Annotated in this window: 16 protein-coding genes, 1 tRNA gene, 1 pseudogene and 1 riboswitch; of the genes and pseudogenes, 7 read left to right on the top strand and 11 right to left on the bottom strand. The window is 66.9% G+C overall.

The genetic code is table 11. The features are described 5' to 3' along the window. Positions 1-9 precede the first annotated feature (9 nt). From GD627_RS03310 to GD627_RS03300, 3 genes are all read right to left on the bottom strand, one after another. The gene (locus GD627_RS03310) at positions 10-813 is read right to left on the bottom strand and encodes an energy-coupling factor transporter transmembrane component T family protein (RefSeq protein ID WP_152271332.1); all 804 of its coding nucleotides are present in this window, start codon (positions 811-813) and stop codon (positions 10-12) included. Next, on the bottom strand, positions 810-2390 hold the full coding sequence (locus GD627_RS03305; protein ID WP_152271749.1) for an ABC transporter ATP-binding protein: 1581 nt from the start codon (positions 2388-2390) through the stop codon (positions 810-812). Before GD627_RS03305 ends, GD627_RS03310 begins: the two co-directional genes overlap by 4 nt. 62 nt (positions 2391-2452) lie before the next feature. Then, a complete protein-coding gene (locus GD627_RS03300) occupies positions 2453-3070 on the bottom strand; it encodes an ECF transporter S component (RefSeq protein ID WP_152271331.1) in 618 nt (205 codons plus the stop codon). 94 nt (positions 3071-3164) lie between these two features. After that, a riboswitch (TPP riboswitch) is annotated at positions 3165-3299 on the bottom strand. A gap of 90 nt (positions 3300-3389) precedes the next feature. On the opposite strand from GD627_RS03300, the gene GD627_RS03295 reads away from it, so the two are divergent. Next, on the top strand, positions 3390-3653 hold the full coding sequence (locus GD627_RS03295; protein WP_146360634.1) for a DUF4235 domain-containing protein: 264 nt from the start codon (positions 3390-3392) through the stop codon (positions 3651-3653). A 178-nt stretch (positions 3654-3831) separates the two neighbouring features. On the opposite strand, the pseudogene mnhG reads toward GD627_RS03295, so the two are convergent. From mnhG to GD627_RS03265, 6 genes and pseudogenes are all read right to left on the bottom strand, one after another. Continuing rightward, a pseudogene (gene mnhG / locus GD627_RS16730) lies at positions 3832-4218 on the bottom strand (monovalent cation/H(+) antiporter subunit G); the annotation flags it as partial. A gap of 4 nt (positions 4219-4222) precedes the next feature. Then, complete coding sequence (locus GD627_RS03285; protein WP_146361660.1) at positions 4223-4480, bottom strand: MrpF/PhaF family protein; 258 nt, start codon at positions 4478-4480, stop codon at positions 4223-4225. Further along, the gene (locus tag GD627_RS03280; RefSeq protein WP_246165284.1) at positions 4480-5076 is read right to left on the bottom strand and encodes a Na+/H+ antiporter subunit E; all 597 of its coding nucleotides are present in this window, start codon (positions 5074-5076) and stop codon (positions 4480-4482) included. Before GD627_RS03280 ends, GD627_RS03285 begins: the two co-directional genes overlap by 1 nt. Beyond that, positions 5073-6683, bottom strand: a complete 1611-nt coding sequence (locus GD627_RS03275) for a Na+/H+ antiporter subunit D (protein WP_152271330.1) — start codon at positions 6681-6683, stop codon at positions 5073-5075. Before GD627_RS03275 ends, GD627_RS03280 begins: the two co-directional genes overlap by 4 nt. Continuing rightward, positions 6680-7165, bottom strand: coding sequence for a Na(+)/H(+) antiporter subunit C (locus GD627_RS03270; protein ID WP_146360628.1), 486 nt, complete (start codon positions 7163-7165; stop codon positions 6680-6682). Before GD627_RS03270 ends, GD627_RS03275 begins: the two co-directional genes overlap by 4 nt. Next, the gene (locus tag GD627_RS03265; protein ID WP_152271329.1) at positions 7162-10212 is read right to left on the bottom strand and encodes a Na+/H+ antiporter subunit A; all 3051 of its coding nucleotides are present in this window, start codon (positions 10210-10212) and stop codon (positions 7162-7164) included. The genes GD627_RS03270 and GD627_RS03265 overlap by 4 nt, the downstream gene beginning before the upstream one ends. Positions 10213-10410: 198 nt before the next feature. Between GD627_RS03265 and GD627_RS03260 the strand changes: the two genes are divergently transcribed. Then, positions 10411-11790: an MFS transporter gene (locus GD627_RS03260; RefSeq protein WP_152271328.1), complete on the top strand. Its 1380-nt coding sequence runs from the start codon at positions 10411-10413 to the stop codon at positions 11788-11790. A 35-nt stretch (positions 11791-11825) separates the two neighbouring features. On the opposite strand, the gene dcd is transcribed toward GD627_RS03260, so the two are convergent. After that, positions 11826-12446, bottom strand: a complete 621-nt coding sequence (gene dcd, locus GD627_RS03255; RefSeq protein ID WP_152271327.1) for a dCTP deaminase — start codon at positions 12444-12446, stop codon at positions 11826-11828. Positions 12447-12468: 22 nt separating this feature from the next. Then, positions 12469-13323, bottom strand: coding sequence for a tryptophan 2,3-dioxygenase (locus GD627_RS03250; RefSeq protein WP_146360620.1), 855 nt, complete (start codon positions 13321-13323; stop codon positions 12469-12471). Positions 13324-13393: 70 nt separating this feature from the next. On the opposite strand from GD627_RS03250, the gene GD627_RS03245 reads away from it, so the two are divergent. From GD627_RS03245 to panD, 5 genes are all read left to right on the top strand, one after another. Continuing rightward, complete coding sequence (locus GD627_RS03245) at positions 13394-13876, top strand: SseB family protein (protein ID WP_194265947.1); 483 nt, start codon at positions 13394-13396, stop codon at positions 13874-13876. Between the two features lie 135 nt (positions 13877-14011). Then, entirely contained in the window at positions 14012-15079 is a 1068-nt protein-coding gene (locus GD627_RS03240; RefSeq protein ID WP_246165281.1) for a M4 family metallopeptidase, read from the top strand. Beyond that, complete coding sequence (locus GD627_RS03235; RefSeq protein WP_152271325.1) at positions 15076-15357, top strand: protealysin inhibitor emfourin; 282 nt, start codon at positions 15076-15078, stop codon at positions 15355-15357. Before GD627_RS03240 ends, GD627_RS03235 begins: the two co-directional genes overlap by 4 nt. Before the next feature lie 109 nt (positions 15358-15466). After that, positions 15467-15540, top strand: a tRNA-Gly gene (locus GD627_RS03230). A 64-nt stretch (positions 15541-15604) separates the two neighbouring features. Beyond that, a complete protein-coding gene (panD, locus tag GD627_RS03225; protein ID WP_186764180.1) occupies positions 15605-16063 on the top strand; it encodes an aspartate 1-decarboxylase in 459 nt (152 codons plus the stop codon). The last annotated feature ends 2 nt before the right edge of the window (positions 16064-16065 follow it).

Below are 16065 nucleotides of genomic sequence, written 5' to 3'. Positions count from 1 at the left end.
CCAGGATTCCTAGGCCAGGATGAAGTTGAACGTTCCGGCCGCCACGGCTGCCGTGACGGCCGCCGCGGACACGGCCACCCCCGCGGCGAACACGAAGCCGTCAACGCTGCTGAACGTCGAGGTTCGGGCCCAGGTCCGGTCCGCCGCCCCGAAGCCGCGTGCTTCCATAGCCGTTGCGAGGCGGGTGGCCCGGCGGATGGCCTGCACCAGCAGCGCCAGGGACTGCCCGGCGAAACCCTTCAGGCGGGCCGCTCCCCCGGCGTCGGGACCTGCACCGCGGGCATGCCGCGCCAACCCGATGGTGCGCCATTCCTCCACCAGCAGGCCCACCAGCCGCATGCCCGCCAGCGCCCCCAGGACAAACCGGTGCGGCAGCCGCAGCTTCTGCGCCAGGGCATCCGCCAGGTCCGTGGGGTCGGTGCTGGTCAACAGGTAGATTCCGGGCAGCGCGATCGCCAGGCCGCGCAGCCCGATGGCGATGCCGGCGGCCACGGACCCGGAGGTAAACAGCAGCGGACCGGCTTCCCACAGCACCGTCCCCGTCTTCTCGGCCAGCAGCGCGGTGCCCCACGCGCCAATCAGCGCCGCGGCCAGCAGCGGCCAGATCCGGCGCACCAGTGTGGACACCTTGATGTGCAGCAGCGGCAGCAGGGCCAGTTCGGCGGTGAGGACGACGACGGCGCTCACCCAGTCCACGGTGATCAGCACCGCCAGGGTCAGGAGCACCGCCGATGTGAGTTTGGACAGCGGGTTGGCACGGGCGAGGAAGGTTCCGGCGGGACGGGCCGGCGCCCCGGCATCGGCGGCGCTCACTGCTGCCTCCGGGCTTCATCTGTACCCGTATCCAGGACCCCGGAGGGAACACCGGCAGCCAGCACTCCATCCGCCGCCCTGAGGTTCCGGGAGCCGAGCGCTTCAATAAACTCCGCATCGTGCGTTACGGACACCATGCAGCGTCCCTCGTCCAGCTGCTCCCGCAGCAGTGCCACAAGTTCCGCCCAGGTCCGGGCGTCCTGCCCGAAGGTCGGTTCATCCAGCAGCAGGATGGCCGGTTCCGTGGCGAGCATGGTGGCCACGGACAGCCGCCGTTTCTCCCCGCCGGAGAGGGTGAAGGGGTTGGCCTCGAGCAGGCCGTCCAGCCGGAGCCGCTCAGCCAGGAGCTGCACCCGGGCCAGCACCTGCCCCTCGGTGTGCCGCCCCAGCCGCCGGGGGCCGAACGCGAGTTCGTCCCGTACGGTATTGGTCAGGAATTGGTGTTCGGGTTCCTGGAAGACGGTACCGATGCGCCCCACGAGCTGCGCCGAGGTCCAGCGGCCGGGTTCCGGGCGGGCGGTTCCGGCCAGCGCAGGGGCCGCGGCCAGGGTGCCGTTCCGCGGCCGGAGCAGTCCGCCCAGGGTCAGGGCCAGGGTGGATTTGCCGGCACCGTTGGGTCCCGTGATGCCGACGGCGGTTCCGGCGTCCAGGGTCAGGTCCGCGCCGGACAGCACGGCGGGGCCGCGGACCGAACGGGCCACGGCGAGCCCGCGGGCCTGAAGCAGGCAGGGTCCTGCGGCGGGCGGGGTCCAGGCACCGCCCGGGATGGCCGGGGTGGTGCCGGGAAGCCAGACGCCGGCGTCGGCCAGGGTGTGCCGGTGCTCCGGACTGCCCAGCACCTGTTCCGGCGTGCCGTCGGCAAGCACCCCGCCTTCGGAGGCAAGCACCACCACCCGGTCCACAATGCCTGCCCAGACGTCCACGCGGTGTTCAACCACAATGAGGGTTGCCCCGGTGCGGTTGAGCACCCGGGTGACGGCGTCCCGGACATCGCCCACCCCGTCCGGGTCCAGGTTGGCCGTCGGTTCATCAAGCAGCAGCAGGCCCGGTTCCATGGCCATCACGGAGGCCAGGGCCAGGCGCTGCTTCTGTCCCCCGGAGAGTGCGGAGGTGGAGCGGTCCAGCGGAACCCGGAGCCCGACGTCGGCCAGGGCTGCGTGCACGCGGGGCCAGATTTCCGCGGCCGGGACGGCGAGGTTCTCCGCGCCGAACGCCACTTCGTCCCCTACCCGGGACAGGACCGTCTGGGACTCCGGATCCTGCAGAACCAGCCCGGTCCTGCCCCGGGCGGCCGGATCCGAGGGATGGTTGCCGTCCAGGGTCAGGCTGCCCTGCTCCTCCCCTCCGGTGTCAGGACCCAGCACGCCGGCCAGGGCATGCAGGAACGTGGACTTTCCGGCGCCTGAGGCGCCCAGCAGCAGCACACGCTCCCCGGGGGAAACCGTCAGGTCCACTCCGGACACCGCCTGCGCGGACCTGCCTCCGTGCCGCCAGCCCCAGCCGCGGGCAGTCACTGCCGCCGGGCGGGACCGGACCCGGGAGCCGGCTTCCGGTTCAACGGCGCCGCCGGGCCGCACCGAAACGGCCGCGGGTGTGTGGCCGGACGTGTGCCCTTGGCGCTTCCTGCCGAACAGCACCGTTACGCCGTTCCTGTCCGGCCCGAGGCGAACGGCGCCAGGGCGCCCGTCCGGGCCAGGGCGCGGGCCGCCAGCCAGGACAGCCCGCCGGCGAGCAGCGCACCCGAGACCGCGGTGAGCAGGACGTACAGCAGCTTCCACTGTGCCGCCCATTCCACGTTGTACAGCACGTTCTCGCTCAGTCCGAGGAACACTCCGGACAGCATCCCGGCCAGCAGTGCCACGGGAAGGGAGAACCTGCGGTACAGGAACAGCAGGAACACCAGCTCGGCACCGAGACCCTGCAGGAATCCGGAAAGCAGGACGGTCAGGCCAAACTGGGTGCCCAGCACTCCCGAGACGGCAGCGGCAAGCATTTCGCAGTAGAGGGCGGCTCCCGGCCTGCGGATGATGAGCCCGCCCAGCACTCCGGCAATCAGCCAGCCGCCCGCATACAGACCCGCCAGCGGCGGAAAGGCCGAGGTCAGCGCACTGATTCCGGCGTAGCCCAGGCCCCAGGCCCAGAAGATGACGCCAACGGCCACCGCCAGAACGGAAGCAACCACAATATCCACCACCCGCCAGGTGCGCCCGGAGGCTGCGGGCCGGGATCGGCGGGGTGCTGCGGAAAGATCTTTCATGATGTCCTCCTGATATCAGGAGGGGAGGGCAATGCAGCCCCCGGCGAACCGGTGGTTTCCCCTGGGCCCGGCAGCTGCCGGCCCGCGGGTGCACTTCCCTGAGATCTCGACTCCCTTCGCCGGTACTAACCGGATCAGGTTCGAGGGTCTGCGGAGATCCGCACTCTCAGCGCCTCATCTCCGCGGTCCGAAGGACCTGATGCGGGACGGCGCTCCCCTGTCGTATGTTTGCGGTTCCACTCTACACACGCGCCCCGATCCGGTCACGGGCAGACGGGTACCGTAGGGTTAGGAAAAACGCCCGAAGCTAGGAGTATTCATGAACCTGATCCTCAAACTGCTTGGAACCGGAGCGAGCATCCTCTCCGGTATCGTCGCCGCCAAGGTGATTGACTTCATCTGGACCAAGGCCACCGGCAACGAGCCGCCCAAGGATGCCGAGGGCAGCCTGGAAAACAGCCTGCGCTCCGCAGTGGTTTTCGCCGTGGTCTCCGGCGCTGTCAGTTCGGTGATCCGCGTCCTCACGAACCGCGGCACGCAGCGGGCCATCCAGCGTTACCAGAAGACGCCGGAAATCGTCTAGACCGCATCTTCCGCCCCGGGCGGAGAAGCTGCGCTCAGCCCTCGGGATTTTGTCCCGGGCGCTGGGCGTTGCTGTTTAACCCGCCGGCTGCGGTTCCGCGGCTGCGCAGCATCTCATCGTCGTCGAGCTCCCCCGTGTAGGTGTGCCCCGGATCGTCGTCCACCTGCGGATCGTCCTCGTCGTCTTCCAGGACTTCCTCTTCGGCTTCCCGCAGCAGGCGCTGGGCACGCTCGACGACGTCGTCCAGCTCATCGATGACCAGCAGTTCGGGCCGCAGGTGCTTGGTCCGGTACCCGGCGCGGCCCACCATGTGCGCGGAGACGGGCGCGGTCAGGAGCATGAAGATCCACACCACGGCCAGGACCGGCAGCAGCTTCCAGCTGCGGAATTCCACGGCCAGCGCCAGCAGGAACAGCAGCAGCCCGAGCACCTGGGGTTTAGTGGCTGCATGCATGCGGCTCAGCAGGTCCGGGAACCTCATCAGGCCGATGGCCGCGGCCAGGGACATCAACGCGCCGCCGAGCATCAGCACGGCCGTTATGGCGTCATAAACGGTCTCTTCCATGGTCCTACCGCCTGTCCGTCACGAAGCGGGCAACCGTCACGGACCCGATGAAGCCGATCAGGGAAATGGCCACCAGCAGGGCCAGGTAATCGAGGTTTCGGTAAACGATCATGTCCGTGACCAGGGCCGCGCCGACGATGGCCAGCAGGACGTCCGAGGCCAGCACCCGGTCCAGGATGGAGGGGCCGCGGGCAATCCGGTAAATGGCACCGGCACCGGCCACGGCCAGCATGATGGATACCGCCACCACGGCTACGCTCATCATGCCCGGCCTCCGATCTTTCGTTTACGTGTCTCAGCGGTTTCGGCGCGCAGGGCGGCCAGCTCCTCTTTGGTTCCCATGGTGCGGATCAGCCACGCCTCCGCGTTCAATGCTTCTTCGCGCACCTTTTCCGCCTGCTCCGCCGTGGACACATTCAGTGCGTGCAGGTACAGGGTTGAGGTGGAACGGTCGACGTCGACTACCAGCGAGCCGGGAATCAGTGACAGCACGTGCCCGGTGGCCGTGACCAGCAGGTCCGACCTGCTGCGCAGCTTCACCCCGATCACTCCGTTGCGGATCTGCGGGCCGCGGAACAGGGCCAGCCCGAACACGTGGAAGCTGGCCTGCACCAGCTGGTAGAGAAAGCGTCCGGCGAAGAGCACTGCGTAGAACGGGTTGAACCTGCCGCTGAGCTCCACGGGCGGGAGGTAGAAGATGTTCGCCACGAAGAAGGCGATCACCGCTCCGAACACCAGGTTGCCGGCACTGAAGTCCTGCCAGAGCGCTCCCCAGAGGAACACCAGCCAGACCAGCAGGGGCAGCTCCTGCAGCAGGGGAACGCGGGCGCGGTTTCGCATGCGTGCTTGCTTGGTCATTCCGCTGCCCCCTCGCCCAGGACGGCCTCAATGTACGGGGTGCGGTCCAGCAGGTCCCGGGCAGCTCCGTCACTGAGGGAGAACAGCGGCCCGGCCGCCAGGGTCAGGGCAACGCCGAGGGCCACCAGGCCCACGGTGGGGTACACCATGGTCCTGGGCAGCAGGTCCACGGTATCCCGGCCGGAGAACCGGCCGGTGGAGTGCTCACTGACATTCTCCGAATTGCGCAGGCGGGAACCGTCGCCGCTGGTCGCCAGCAGGATCGGGTCCGGGTGGACGGCGTCCTCGGGGGTCCGCCAGAAGGCCCGGTTCCAGACCCGCGCCATGACCAGCAGGGTCAGCAGGCTGGTGGCTGCACCCGCGGCCACCAGAATGTAGGCCAGCGGGGTGCCCAGCTCCACGCCTGCCTGCATCAGTCCCAGCTTGCCCAGGAACCCGGAGAACGGCGGGATGCCGGCCAGGTTGATGGCCGGAATGAAGTAGAGCACCGCCAGCAGCGGGGAAAGCTTCGCCAGCCCGCCGAGGCGGTCCATGTTCGCGGTGCCGCCGCGGCGTTCAATCAGGCCGGTCACCATGAACAGGGAAGTCTGCACCGTAATGTGGTGCACCACGTAAAACACTGCGGAGCCGATGCCCAGCACGGTGGCCACCGCCAGGCCGAACACCATGTAGCCGATGTGGCTCACGAGGGTGAAGGAAAGCATTCGTTTGATGTCGGTCTGGGCCAGGGCACCCAGAATGCCCACCAGCATGGTCAGTCCCGCCACCACCATGAGCAGCGTGTTGATCCGGTCGCCCGGGAAGAGCAGGGTTTCCGTCCGGACCATGGCGTAGACACCCACCTTGGTCAGCAGGCCGGCGAAAACGGCCGTGACCGGTGCCGGCGCGGTGGGATAGGAGTCGGGCAGCCAGAAGGAGAGCGGAAAGACGGCGGCCTTGATGCCGAACGCCACCAGCAGCATCAGGTGCAGCATCAGCTGCACCGCCGGGTCCAGGTCACCGAGCTTCAGCGCCAGGTCCGCCATATTCACCGTGCCGGTGGCGGCGTAAATCATGGCAATGGAAATCAGGAACAGCAGCGAGGACACCACGCTGACCACCACGTAGGTCACGCCTGCCCGGATGCGCGGTGTGGTGCCGCCCAGGGTCATCAGCACGTAACTGGCGGTCAGCAGGATTTCGAAGCCGACGTACAGGTTGAACAGGTCCCCGGCCAGGAAGGCGTTGGACACGCCGGCCACGAGGATCAGGTAGGTGGGGTGGAAGATGGAAATCGGTCCGTCTTCATCACCGTCGGCCATGCCCTGGCCGGCGGCGAAGATCAGCACGGAGAGGCTGATGGCCGAAGAGACCACCAGCATCAGGGCGGAGAACTGGTCCACGACCATGGTGATGCCGAACGGCGGAAGCCAGGCGCCCAGGTTTACCGCCTGCGCACCGGAGTTCCAGACGGAGGACAGCAGCACCACCTCAAGCAGCAGGGTGACGCTGAGGACGCCGATGCTCACCACCCGCTGGGAACGCTGGTGGCGGATCAGGATGAAGGCGAGGGCGGCTCCGAGGACAGGAAGCACCACGGCCAGCGGTGCAAGGCTGGCTGTGTTCATCGGGTTGCCTCCGGTTCGTTTGCTGTGTTGCCGCGCTGGGAGCCGGGCGCCTCTTCGGCTTCCTCCGGCGGAGTGAATTCCGTGGTGTCCTCCGGGACGTCGGCGTCGTCTTCAGCATCGAAGCTGCTCTGGCTGGCCACGCGGCGGTCCTCAATGTCGTCCTGGACCTCGTCCTGCCGGCTCAGAATCCAGGACCGGTAGATGATGCCGAGCATGAAGGCGGTGACCGAGAAGGAAATCACGATCGAGGTCAGGATGAAGGCCTGCGGCAGCGGATCGTTGTAGGCGTCCGCCGCGAGGTCCTTGTTGAAGATCGGCGCGAGCCCGGCGGGTCCGCCCGTGGCCAGGAGCAGGATGTTCGTGGCGTTGGTGAGCATGGTCAGGCCCAGCACCACCCGGGTCAGGCTCCGCTCCAGCAGCAGGTAGATGCCGGCTGCGTAGAGGCACCCCATGACCAGGAGAAGGGTGAGGTTCACAGTCACCGTGCCACCTCTTCCTCTTCGGGACGGGAGCCGGGCGCGGGGCTGGTGGCAATATCCGGGATCTGGGGTTCCTCCACAATGCTGTCGTTGTCAGTGCCGTCCTCGTCGTCGGCGTCGCCCTCGCTGCGCTCGTCGATTTCCGATCCGAGGGTGCGCAGGACGTCCAGCACCAGCCCCACGACCACCAGGTAGACACCGATGTCGAAAATCGTGGAGGTGACGAATTTGACCTCCCCGAAGACCGGCCAGGTGAACTTGAGGATCGCGCTCTGCAGGATCTGCCCGCCGAAGAACAGCGGCGCAGCTGCGGACAGGGCAATGACACCCAATCCGCCGCCCAGCAGGGTGCCGGCGCTGACCGGGCTCGCTTCGGCAAGCTCGAAGCGGCCTCCGGCCAGGTAGCGGATGGTCAGCGCGAGCCCGGCCATCAGCCCGCCGGCGAACCCGCCGCCGGGCGCATTGTGGCCGGCGATCAACAGGTAGACCGAGAACAGCATGACGGAGTGGAACAGCAGCCGGGTAATGACCTCGAAGATGATGGACCGGCGCTCGGGTGCCAGGGTCCGGCCGGCCACCAGCCAGGCGTCGCGGCCCACGCTGGAGAACTTCCGGGCCAGGGCCAGGGTGGCCTGGCGGCGGCCGGTGGGGGCGAACTGCTCCCGGCCCCGGTCCACCGAACCGGTGGCCACCCCCTCCGCCCGGCGCCGCTTGTCGACGCGTCCGCGGACGAAGATCAGCGAGGCAAGACCGGTGGCGGCGATGGCCAGCACGGTAATTTCGCCGAAGGTATCCCAGGCGCGGATATCCACCAGGGTGACGTTGACGATGTTCGAGCCGCCGCCGCCCTCGTAGGCCAGAGGCGGGAAGTCGAGGGAAACAGGGGCAGCCACGCGGGAGGCCATGGCGGTCATGGCGAAGACAACCATGCTGGCGCCGAAGGCGATGCCGAGCAGCGCCCGCAGTGTCCGGTGCCGCTTGGGTTCACGCTTCCAGAGCCGGGCGGGCAGGGAGCGCAGGGCGAGTACAAACGCCACCAGGACGATCGTCTCCACCAGCATCTGTGTCAGGGCCAGGTCCGGGGCACCCTGCAGGGCGAAAATCAGGGCTATGCCGTAGCCGCTGACCGACACCATGAGCACGGCCAGGAAGCGCTTCGTGGCGCGGGCCGCGGCTACCGCGCCCAGGACCACCCCGGCGCCGATCACGGCCTGCAGCGGGTTATCGAACCAGCGGAAGTCCTGCGGCATGGGCGCGGACCGCAGGATCAGCGCCGTCAGCGGAGTCACGATCGCCATGCTCAGGATGACAAACAGGTAGAACGTCAGCGAACCACGCTGCGTCCGGCCCGTCACCCACACCGCGACGTCGTCGAGCACGCCGATGGACCCGCGGTAGGTCCGCTCCGCGTCAATCGGAGACGCGACGGAGCTTTGGAAGGACTCCACCCGGCGGCGCATCAGGAACAGGACGGCGCCGATGCCCAGGGTGAGCACGGTCAGGCCGAGGGCCGGCGTCAGCCCGTGCCATAGTGCCAGGTGGGTGGGTTTGCCCTCCGCAGGGAAAAGATCCGCGTAGGAGGCGATGACCGAATCCAGCGGCGAGGGCCACAGGCCGAAGACGACGGTGGCTGCGGCGAGAACGGCCGGGGCCGCGAGGAAGGACCAGGAAACAGATTTGAAGGGAGTGGCCGTGCAGCCTTCCTTCACCGCGAACGCGCCCCAGACGAAGCGGGCACTGTAGGCGAAGGTAAGGATGGAACCGGTGACTACGCCTGCCAGCAGGAGCCAGGCAGCGAAGGAGCCCTGCTGTTCCCCGTAATGCACGAACGTCTCATAGACGGATTCCTTGGCGACATAGCCCAGCAGGGGCGGCACGCCGGCCATGGACGCCGCACCGATCACGGCAACGACGGCGAGTTTCGGTGCCGTGCGGTAGATGCCCGAGAGTTTGCGGATGTCCCGGGTTCCGGCCTGGTGGTCAATGATGCCGACCACAAGGAACAGCGTCGCCTTGAAGAACCCGTGGGCCAGCAGCAGCCCCAGGCCGGCGACGGCGGCTTCCCGGCTGCCCAGCCCGACCACCAGCGTGAGGAAACCGAGCTGGCTGACGGTGCCGTAGGCGAGGATCAGTTTGACGTCGAACTGGCGCAGGGCACGCCAGCCGCCCAGCAGCATGGTGGCCAGTCCCAGGACCAGCACGATGGGATGCCACAGCAGCGTCTCGGAGAAACCGGGCGCCAGCCGGGCGATCAGGTAGATGCCGGCTTTCACCATGGCCGCGGCGTGCAGGTAGGCGCTGACCGGAGTGGGGGCCGCCATGGCCGCGGGAAGCCAGAAGTGGAACGGGAACAGGGCTGATTTGGAGACGGCACCGACCAGCAGAAGCGCAATGGCAACATTGACCAGCGTTCCGGAGGCCGCCAGCTCGGGTGCCATCGCCATGATTTCGGAGATCCGGTAGGTCCCGGCGACGGTGCCGAGCACAATCATGCCGACCAGCATCGCCAGCCCGCCGAAGGTGGTGACGATCAGGGCCTGGAGCGCTGCCCGGCGGGCGGACAGCCGATGCGCGGAGTACCCGATCAGCAGGTAGGACAGGATGGTGGTCAGTTCCCAGAAGATGAACAGCAGAATCAGGTCATCAGCCGTCACCAGGCCGAACATTGCGGCGGCGAACGCGAGCAGCTGTGCACCGAAGCTGCCCATCTTGGGGTCATTCGGCCGGAAGTACCGTGCGCAGTAGAAGAGGACCAGGGCGCCCACGCCGAGGATCAGGATGGACAGCACCGCTGAGAGCGTGTCCAGGCGGAAGGCAAGCTCCACCCGGAGGTCCGGAATCCAGGCGATGGTGACGGACGGGGGCGCGTTCGGCGCTCCGGAGGCCAGGGTCTGGTCCGCACCCGTGTAACGGGGGAAAGTGGCCATCAGCCACACGAAGGCGGCAGCGGGGAAAGCCGCCAGAATGTAGAACGCAGACCGGCCAACCCGCCGGAACAACAAGGGCGCGGCCAATGCCACCGCAAATAAAACGGTGAGCACAAACAGCACTATGATCTCCCGGGCTTTTTATTGATGTGCAGCCTCAAACGGCTGGAGTTATCAAGGGGGCGGTCAAGGTCGGTGTATCCATTCTACCCATGCCGCACCGGCCCTCTCCTATTCGGCCAGTTCGGCGGCCGGGGCGGGAAACGGCGTTTTGGAGGCTGAATACCGCCTCTGCGCGACGCAGCCGCTAGGCTCTGCGGCATGAGTCTCAGCACAAAAAACACGCCCCCGGGAGGCCCCTCGGCGGGCGCCCCAGCACCTACACGCCGGAAGCAGGTGGCCGCATGGGCTGCCTGGGACTGGGGGTCCGCTTCCTTCAATGCTGTGATGACCACCTTCGTTTTCACGGTCTACCTGACGTCCGCCTCCTTCGGCGACAAAGACCACAATTCCGCCGTCCTCGGCGCAGGCCTTGCCGTTGCCGGCGTCGCCGTGGCTGTCCTGGCTCCCGTCACCGGGCAGCGCTCCGACGCCGGGGGACACCGCCGCAGGTGGCTGACCGTCAATACGCTGCTGACCTGCGCCCTGGTCGCGGGGTGCTGGTTTGTCCTCCCCTCCCCCGACTACCTGATTCTGGGTGTGGCCCTGATCGCCGCAGCCAACCTGTTCTTCGAATTCGCCGGCGTCAACTACAACGCCATGCTCAGCCAGATTTCAACGCCCGCCTCGGTGGGCAAGATCAGCGGCCTGGGCTGGGCCATGGGCTATGTTGGCGGGATTGCGGCCCTGGGGCTCGTGCTCGTCGGCTTTGTGCAGCCGGAGGTCGGCTGGTTCGGGGTCACCTCCGAAGACGGTATGAATATCCGTTTCGTGGCCCTGTTCTCCGCAGTCTGGTTCCTGCTCTTCGCGTTGCCGCTGATGTTTGCCGTGCCCGAAGTTCCCCGGCAGGACGCGGTGGCGCGGCTGGGGATCGTGGCGTCCTACCGGCTGCTGTTCCAGCGGATCAAGGCCCTTTTCCGGACCGACCCGCACACCATTTACTTCCTGCTCGCCAGCGCCGTCTTCCGGGACGGACTGGCAGCGGTCTTCACCTTCGGCGGCGTCATCGCGTCCGGAACCTTCGGATGGGAACTCCCCGAGGTGATCATGTTCGCGATCTTCGGCAATGTGGTGGCCGCCGTCGGATCCGTAATCGGCGGCTTCCTGGACGACCGGTCCGGCCCCAAAGCCGTCATCATCGGTTCACTGATCGGGCTGATCCTCGCCGGTACTGCAGTTGTGGTGCTGGGCCCCGATGACCAGGACATGCTGGGCCTGCAGTGGACCGGTGACACCACCTTCTGGATCTTCGGCCTGGCACTGTGCCTGTTTGTGGGCCCGGCACAGTCCGCATCCCGTGCGTTCCTGGCCCGGCTCGCCCCGGAGGGCAAGGAAGGCGAACTGTTCGGCCTGTATGCCACCACCGGGCGGGCCGTCAGTTTCCTGGCACCCACACTGTTCTCGGCGTGCATCGTGATTTTCGGTGCGCAGCGCTACGGCATTATCGGCATTGTGGCGGTGCTCCTGGCGGGCCTGCTGGTCCTGCTTCCGGTCCGTTCCCCCGCCGCCCGGAAGCCCGCGGCCGCCGACACGGCGCACTGACTCCGGTTCGGCTTATGGGCCTGACGGTCTCGCCGCTAGGAGGCGTTGACCGCATCTTCGTCATTAGCGGCGCCGGCGGCACTGACGTCCGTGCGGTGGAAGTTCAGGTGGCTGCGCGACGCCGTCGGGCCCCGCTGGCCCTGGTACCGGTTGCCGTACCGGCCGGAGCCGTAGGCGTGCTCGGCCGGGGAGCTGAGCCGGAAGAAGCACAGCTGGCCGATCTTGGAACCGGGCCACAGCTTGATGGGCAGCGTTGCCATGTTGGACAGCTCCAGCGTGACGTGGCCGGAAAAGCCCGGGTCAATGAAACCGGCGGTCGAGTGCGTGAGCAGACCGAGCCGGCCCAGCGAGGATTTGCCCTCAAGCCGCGCCGCAATGTCGTCGGGCAGGGTGACCTGCTCATAGGTGGAACCCAGGACAAACTCGCCGGGGTGGAGGATGAAAGGCTCATCCGGATCCACTTCCACCAGGCGGGTCAGTTCGGACTGATCCTGCGAGGGGTCAATGTGGGCGTATTTATGGTTGTCGAAGAGCCGGAAAAAGCGGTCGATGCGGACATCGATACTGGAGGGCTGGACCATGGCGGGGTCATAGGGGTCCAGGGCAATCCGGTTGTCGGCAATCTCGGCTCGGATGTCGCGGTCAGAAATCAGCACTCTTCAAAAATAGCGCATCTCCCTAGCGGCCGATTTCCGTCCGCACCGCGTAGAGCTCGGGGAAAAAGGTGAGTTCGAGGGCCCGGCGGAGGAAGCCGGCACCGCTGGATCCGCCGGTTCCGCGCTTCATCCCGATGGTCCGTTCCACCGTCTTCAGGTGTCGGAAACGCCACAGCTGGAAGTTGTCTTCCAGATCCACCAGCTCTTCGCAGGCCTCGTACACGTCCCAGTTTCCGGCCGGGTTCTCGTAGACGTGCTTGTAGACAGCCAGCAGTGACTCGTCATACACGTGCGCCTGCGTCACGTCCCGGGTCAGGAGCTCCGGCGCCACGGCGTAGCCGCGGCGGGAGAGGTAACGGATGAACTCGTCATAGATGCTGGTCTGCTCCAGCAGCCCGGACAGCAGCGAGGAGGCGGCCGGGTCCGCTGCAAAGACGGAAATCATGGCCGCGTTCTTGTTGCCGAGCAGGAACTCGACCGCCCGGTACTGGTAGGACTGGAAGCCGCTGGACGCCCCGAGGTCGTCGCGGAACTCGGAGTATTCGGAGGGGGTCAGGGTCGCCAGCACGGACCACTGTTCGGTCAGCGAGCGCTGGATGTGCTTGATCCGGGCAATGCCCTTCATCGCCGACCGCAGGTCATCCGCCGCCAGCCGGGTGCGCACGGCCCGCAGCTCATGCAGGACCAGCTTCAGCCACAGTTCCGAGGTCTGGTGCTGAATGATGAACAGCATCTCGTCATGGTGCTCGGGACGGCTCACCGGATGCTGCGCGGAGAGCAGGTCATCCAGGGCCAGGTAGGACCCGTAGCTCATCTTGTCGCTGAAGTCCCGCTCAATGCCTGCCTCCAGGCTGCGGGTATTCTCGTTCGGACTCATGCCCACCACGGTAACCTCCGGATATGCCAGACTTGGAGTTTTGGTACCCGACCTTCCCAAGGAGTCCCCCATGGAACCGGACAACACCCCCGATATCCCGGCAATGCCGCTGGCCCATGATGACGCCCCGGCCCCGGGCGCGGCGCTGGAAGAGGCCATCACCGCCGGCCGGGAGGGACGGCTCAGCAACCGCGAGGTCATGTCCGTCATCTGGACCTCGGAACTGCTCAGCGTGGGGCGCCTCGCGAAGGACGATGATCCGTCCACCTTCCAGGCCGTGGTCCTGAAGGCCCCCGATGCGGAGTACTCCGTAGCCGCCACCTTCAGCTCCCCGGACCGCATCCCCGCCCAGCTGCGCGAGGCTGCACCGGTGGTCGTCAAAGCCAGCGGTGAAGCAACCATCCGCAGCATCGCTCCGGGGTACGGCATGTCCGTGAACCCGGGACACGACGTCGGCCTGGAGATCGGGCCCGATGTGGTGGCCTCCCTGGTCGCAGCCTACGAACAGACCGCCGAGCAGGCGAAAGACTCCGTACGGCCCGAACAGGACTGATCCGGCGGCCGAAGGCCGAAAACAGCCGATTAGGTTGCGTTATGGCCATTTGATGCCGTTTTTGCAGTCCTGCCCCTTGCCGTGTCAGTGCCGGAGCCTACGCTGGGGAACCTCACCACAGAGGAGGGCTGTACAGTGACCAATTCGAGCGTGGCTTCTTCGATCTGCTCCATCGTTCCGCCGTATCTGCTGGCCCGGCTTGCCGCGGCCGAAGACCCCGCCAAGGCAACAGCGGCCAAGGCGGCACGCCGGGCACTGACCGGCTTCAGGAAAGTTGAATCGGCGCGTTCAGGGCCGCACGCCGCCCCGTCCCGCGGATCCGGTACGGCGCTCACTCCGTCGCTGCGCCGCACCATCTCCGATGCCCTCGGCATGGAGGAACTGCCCGGCACGGTGGTGCGGTCCGAGGGAGCTCCGGCCACCGGCGACCCGGCCGTAGATGAAACCTACGACGGTCTGGGCGCCACCTACGCCCTCTTCAGCGACGCCTACGGCCGGTCCTCGCTGGACGGCGCAGGACGGGCGCTCGAGGCCACGGTGCACTACGGACGGGACTACGACAACGCCTTCTGGGACGGCACCCGGATGGTGCTCGGCGACGGCGACGGCGAAGTGTTCGAACGCTTCAGCAAATCCCTCACGGTCATTGCCCACGAGCTGACCCACGGCATCATCCAGTACACGGCGCAGCTCAACTACCGTGACCAGGCCGGGGCACTCAACGAATCGGTGGCGGACGTCTTCGGCGTCCTGGTGGAGCAGAAACTGCTGGGGCAGACCGCAGACCAGGCCGGCTGGCTGGTCGGCGAAGGACTGTTCACCGCGCAGGTGCAGGGGCACGCGCTGCGGTCGCTGAAGGCACCCGGCACCGCCTACGACGACGACGTACTCGGCAAGGACCCGCAGCCTGCGTCCATGGAGGACTTCGTGAAGACCTCCGCGGACAACGGCGGCGTGCACATCAATTCGGGTATCCCCAACCGGGCCTTTTACCTGACGGCAAAGGCCCTGGGCGGCTATGCCTGGGAGCGCGCCGGCCGGATCTGGTACGACACCATCACTGAACCCAATTTCCCCGCGGATGCGACCTTTGCCGTCTTCGCCGCCGCCACGCTCACGGCCGCGGAAAAACGCTACGGAGCGGGCACGGAGGAAAGTACTGCTGTTCAGGCCGCGTGGACAGAGGTTAACGTCATGGTATGAGACTGGTGGTAGTGCGCAGCGGCGGCTTTTCGGGTATGCAGCGCACCTGGAGCACGCAGGTCAGCTCCGAAGAGGCACACGAGCGGTGGCTGCCGCTCCTCAGCGATCCGCCCGAGGCCCCGGACAACGAACCGGACCGGTTCACCTACGAGATTTCCGTGGGACCGGCGGCCGTCACCATCCCGGAACGACAGGTGAAGGGCCGGTGGCGGGAACTTGTGGAACGCGCCCGGTCCGGTGCCGATTCGGATGCCGGGCCGGGGCCTGCCGGCGAATAACGCCCGCTGCTCCTGTCCTGAGCCGTACGTCCGCGCGTCCGTACGCGAATTAGGCAACCCGCCGGTTCCATGTAAAGTTAGGGATTGTGCCGGATCTCCTCCGGACACTGCGGGCGTAGCTCAATGGTAGAGCGCTAGCTTCCCAAGCTTGATACGCGGGTTCGATTCCCGTCGCCCGCTCCAGCTCATCCATCCGGTGTCAACCCCCGGATCGAAACTCCGCACAATCGGCGTAGACTGGTCCGCGATGAACCGGAAAATGTTTAAGTCCAAAATCCACCGCGCCACGGTGACCCATGCCGACCTGCACTACGTAGGGTCCGTAACGGTCGATCTTGACCTCCTCGAGGCCGCGGATATCCTGCCCGGCGAGCTTGTCTCCATTGTGGACGTCACCAACGGCGCCCGGCTGGAGACCTACACCATCGCCGGCGAGCGTGGAACAGGCGTGCTCGGCATCAACGGTGCCGCCGCCCACCTGGTGCAGGTCGGTGACACGGTCATCCTGATCACCTACGCCGATATGACCACCGAAGAGGCCCTCAGCTTCGTGCCCACGGTTGTCCATGTCGATTCCGCCAACCGCATCCTGGAGCTGGGCACAGACCCGGCCGAAGCCGTCACCGAAGGCACACAGCGTCCTCCGCTGGCCCTGGACAACACCCAGGTCATGGCGAACCCGGACGTACCCACCCACGCCGGATAGCA

Source organism: Arthrobacter yangruifuii (assembly GCF_009192775.1).
Taxonomy (GTDB): Bacteria; Actinomycetota; Actinomycetes; order Actinomycetales; family Micrococcaceae; genus Arthrobacter_B; species Arthrobacter_B yangruifuii.
The sequence above is the reverse complement of the archived record's forward strand: the minus strand, read 5'-3'. Positions and strand labels throughout refer to the sequence as shown.

What these genes read in the sequence shown, in the direction of transcription:
- GD627_RS03250 (WP_146360620.1), bottom strand. Translation starts at nt 13,323, where the DNA reads ATGAGTCCGAACGAGAATACCCGCAGCCTGGAGGCAGGCATTGAGCGG.
- GD627_RS03280 (WP_246165284.1), bottom strand. Translation starts at nt 5,076, where the DNA reads ATGACCAAGCAAGCACGCATGCGAAACCGCGCCCGCGTTCCCCTGCTG.
- GD627_RS03235 (WP_152271325.1), top strand. Translation starts at nt 15,076, where the DNA reads ATGAGACTGGTGGTAGTGCGCAGCGGCGGCTTTTCGGGTATGCAGCGC.
- GD627_RS03275 (WP_152271330.1), bottom strand. Translation starts at nt 6,683, where the DNA reads ATGAACACAGCCAGCCTTGCACCGCTGGCCGTGGTGCTTCCTGTCCTC.
- GD627_RS03295 (WP_146360634.1), top strand. Translation starts at nt 3,390, where the DNA reads ATGAACCTGATCCTCAAACTGCTTGGAACCGGAGCGAGCATCCTCTCC.
- panD (WP_186764180.1), top strand. Translation starts at nt 15,605, where the DNA reads ATGAACCGGAAAATGTTTAAGTCCAAAATCCACCGCGCCACGGTGACC.
- GD627_RS03300 (WP_152271331.1), bottom strand. Translation starts at nt 3,070, where the DNA reads ATGAAAGATCTTTCCGCAGCACCCCGCCGATCCCGGCCCGCAGCCTCC.
- GD627_RS03245 (WP_194265947.1), top strand. Translation starts at nt 13,394, where the DNA reads ATGGAACCGGACAACACCCCCGATATCCCGGCAATGCCGCTGGCCCAT.
- GD627_RS03260 (WP_152271328.1), top strand. Translation starts at nt 10,411, where the DNA reads ATGAGTCTCAGCACAAAAAACACGCCCCCGGGAGGCCCCTCGGCGGGC.
- GD627_RS03285 (WP_146361660.1), bottom strand. Translation starts at nt 4,480, where the DNA reads ATGAGCGTAGCCGTGGTGGCGGTATCCATCATGCTGGCCGTGGCCGGT.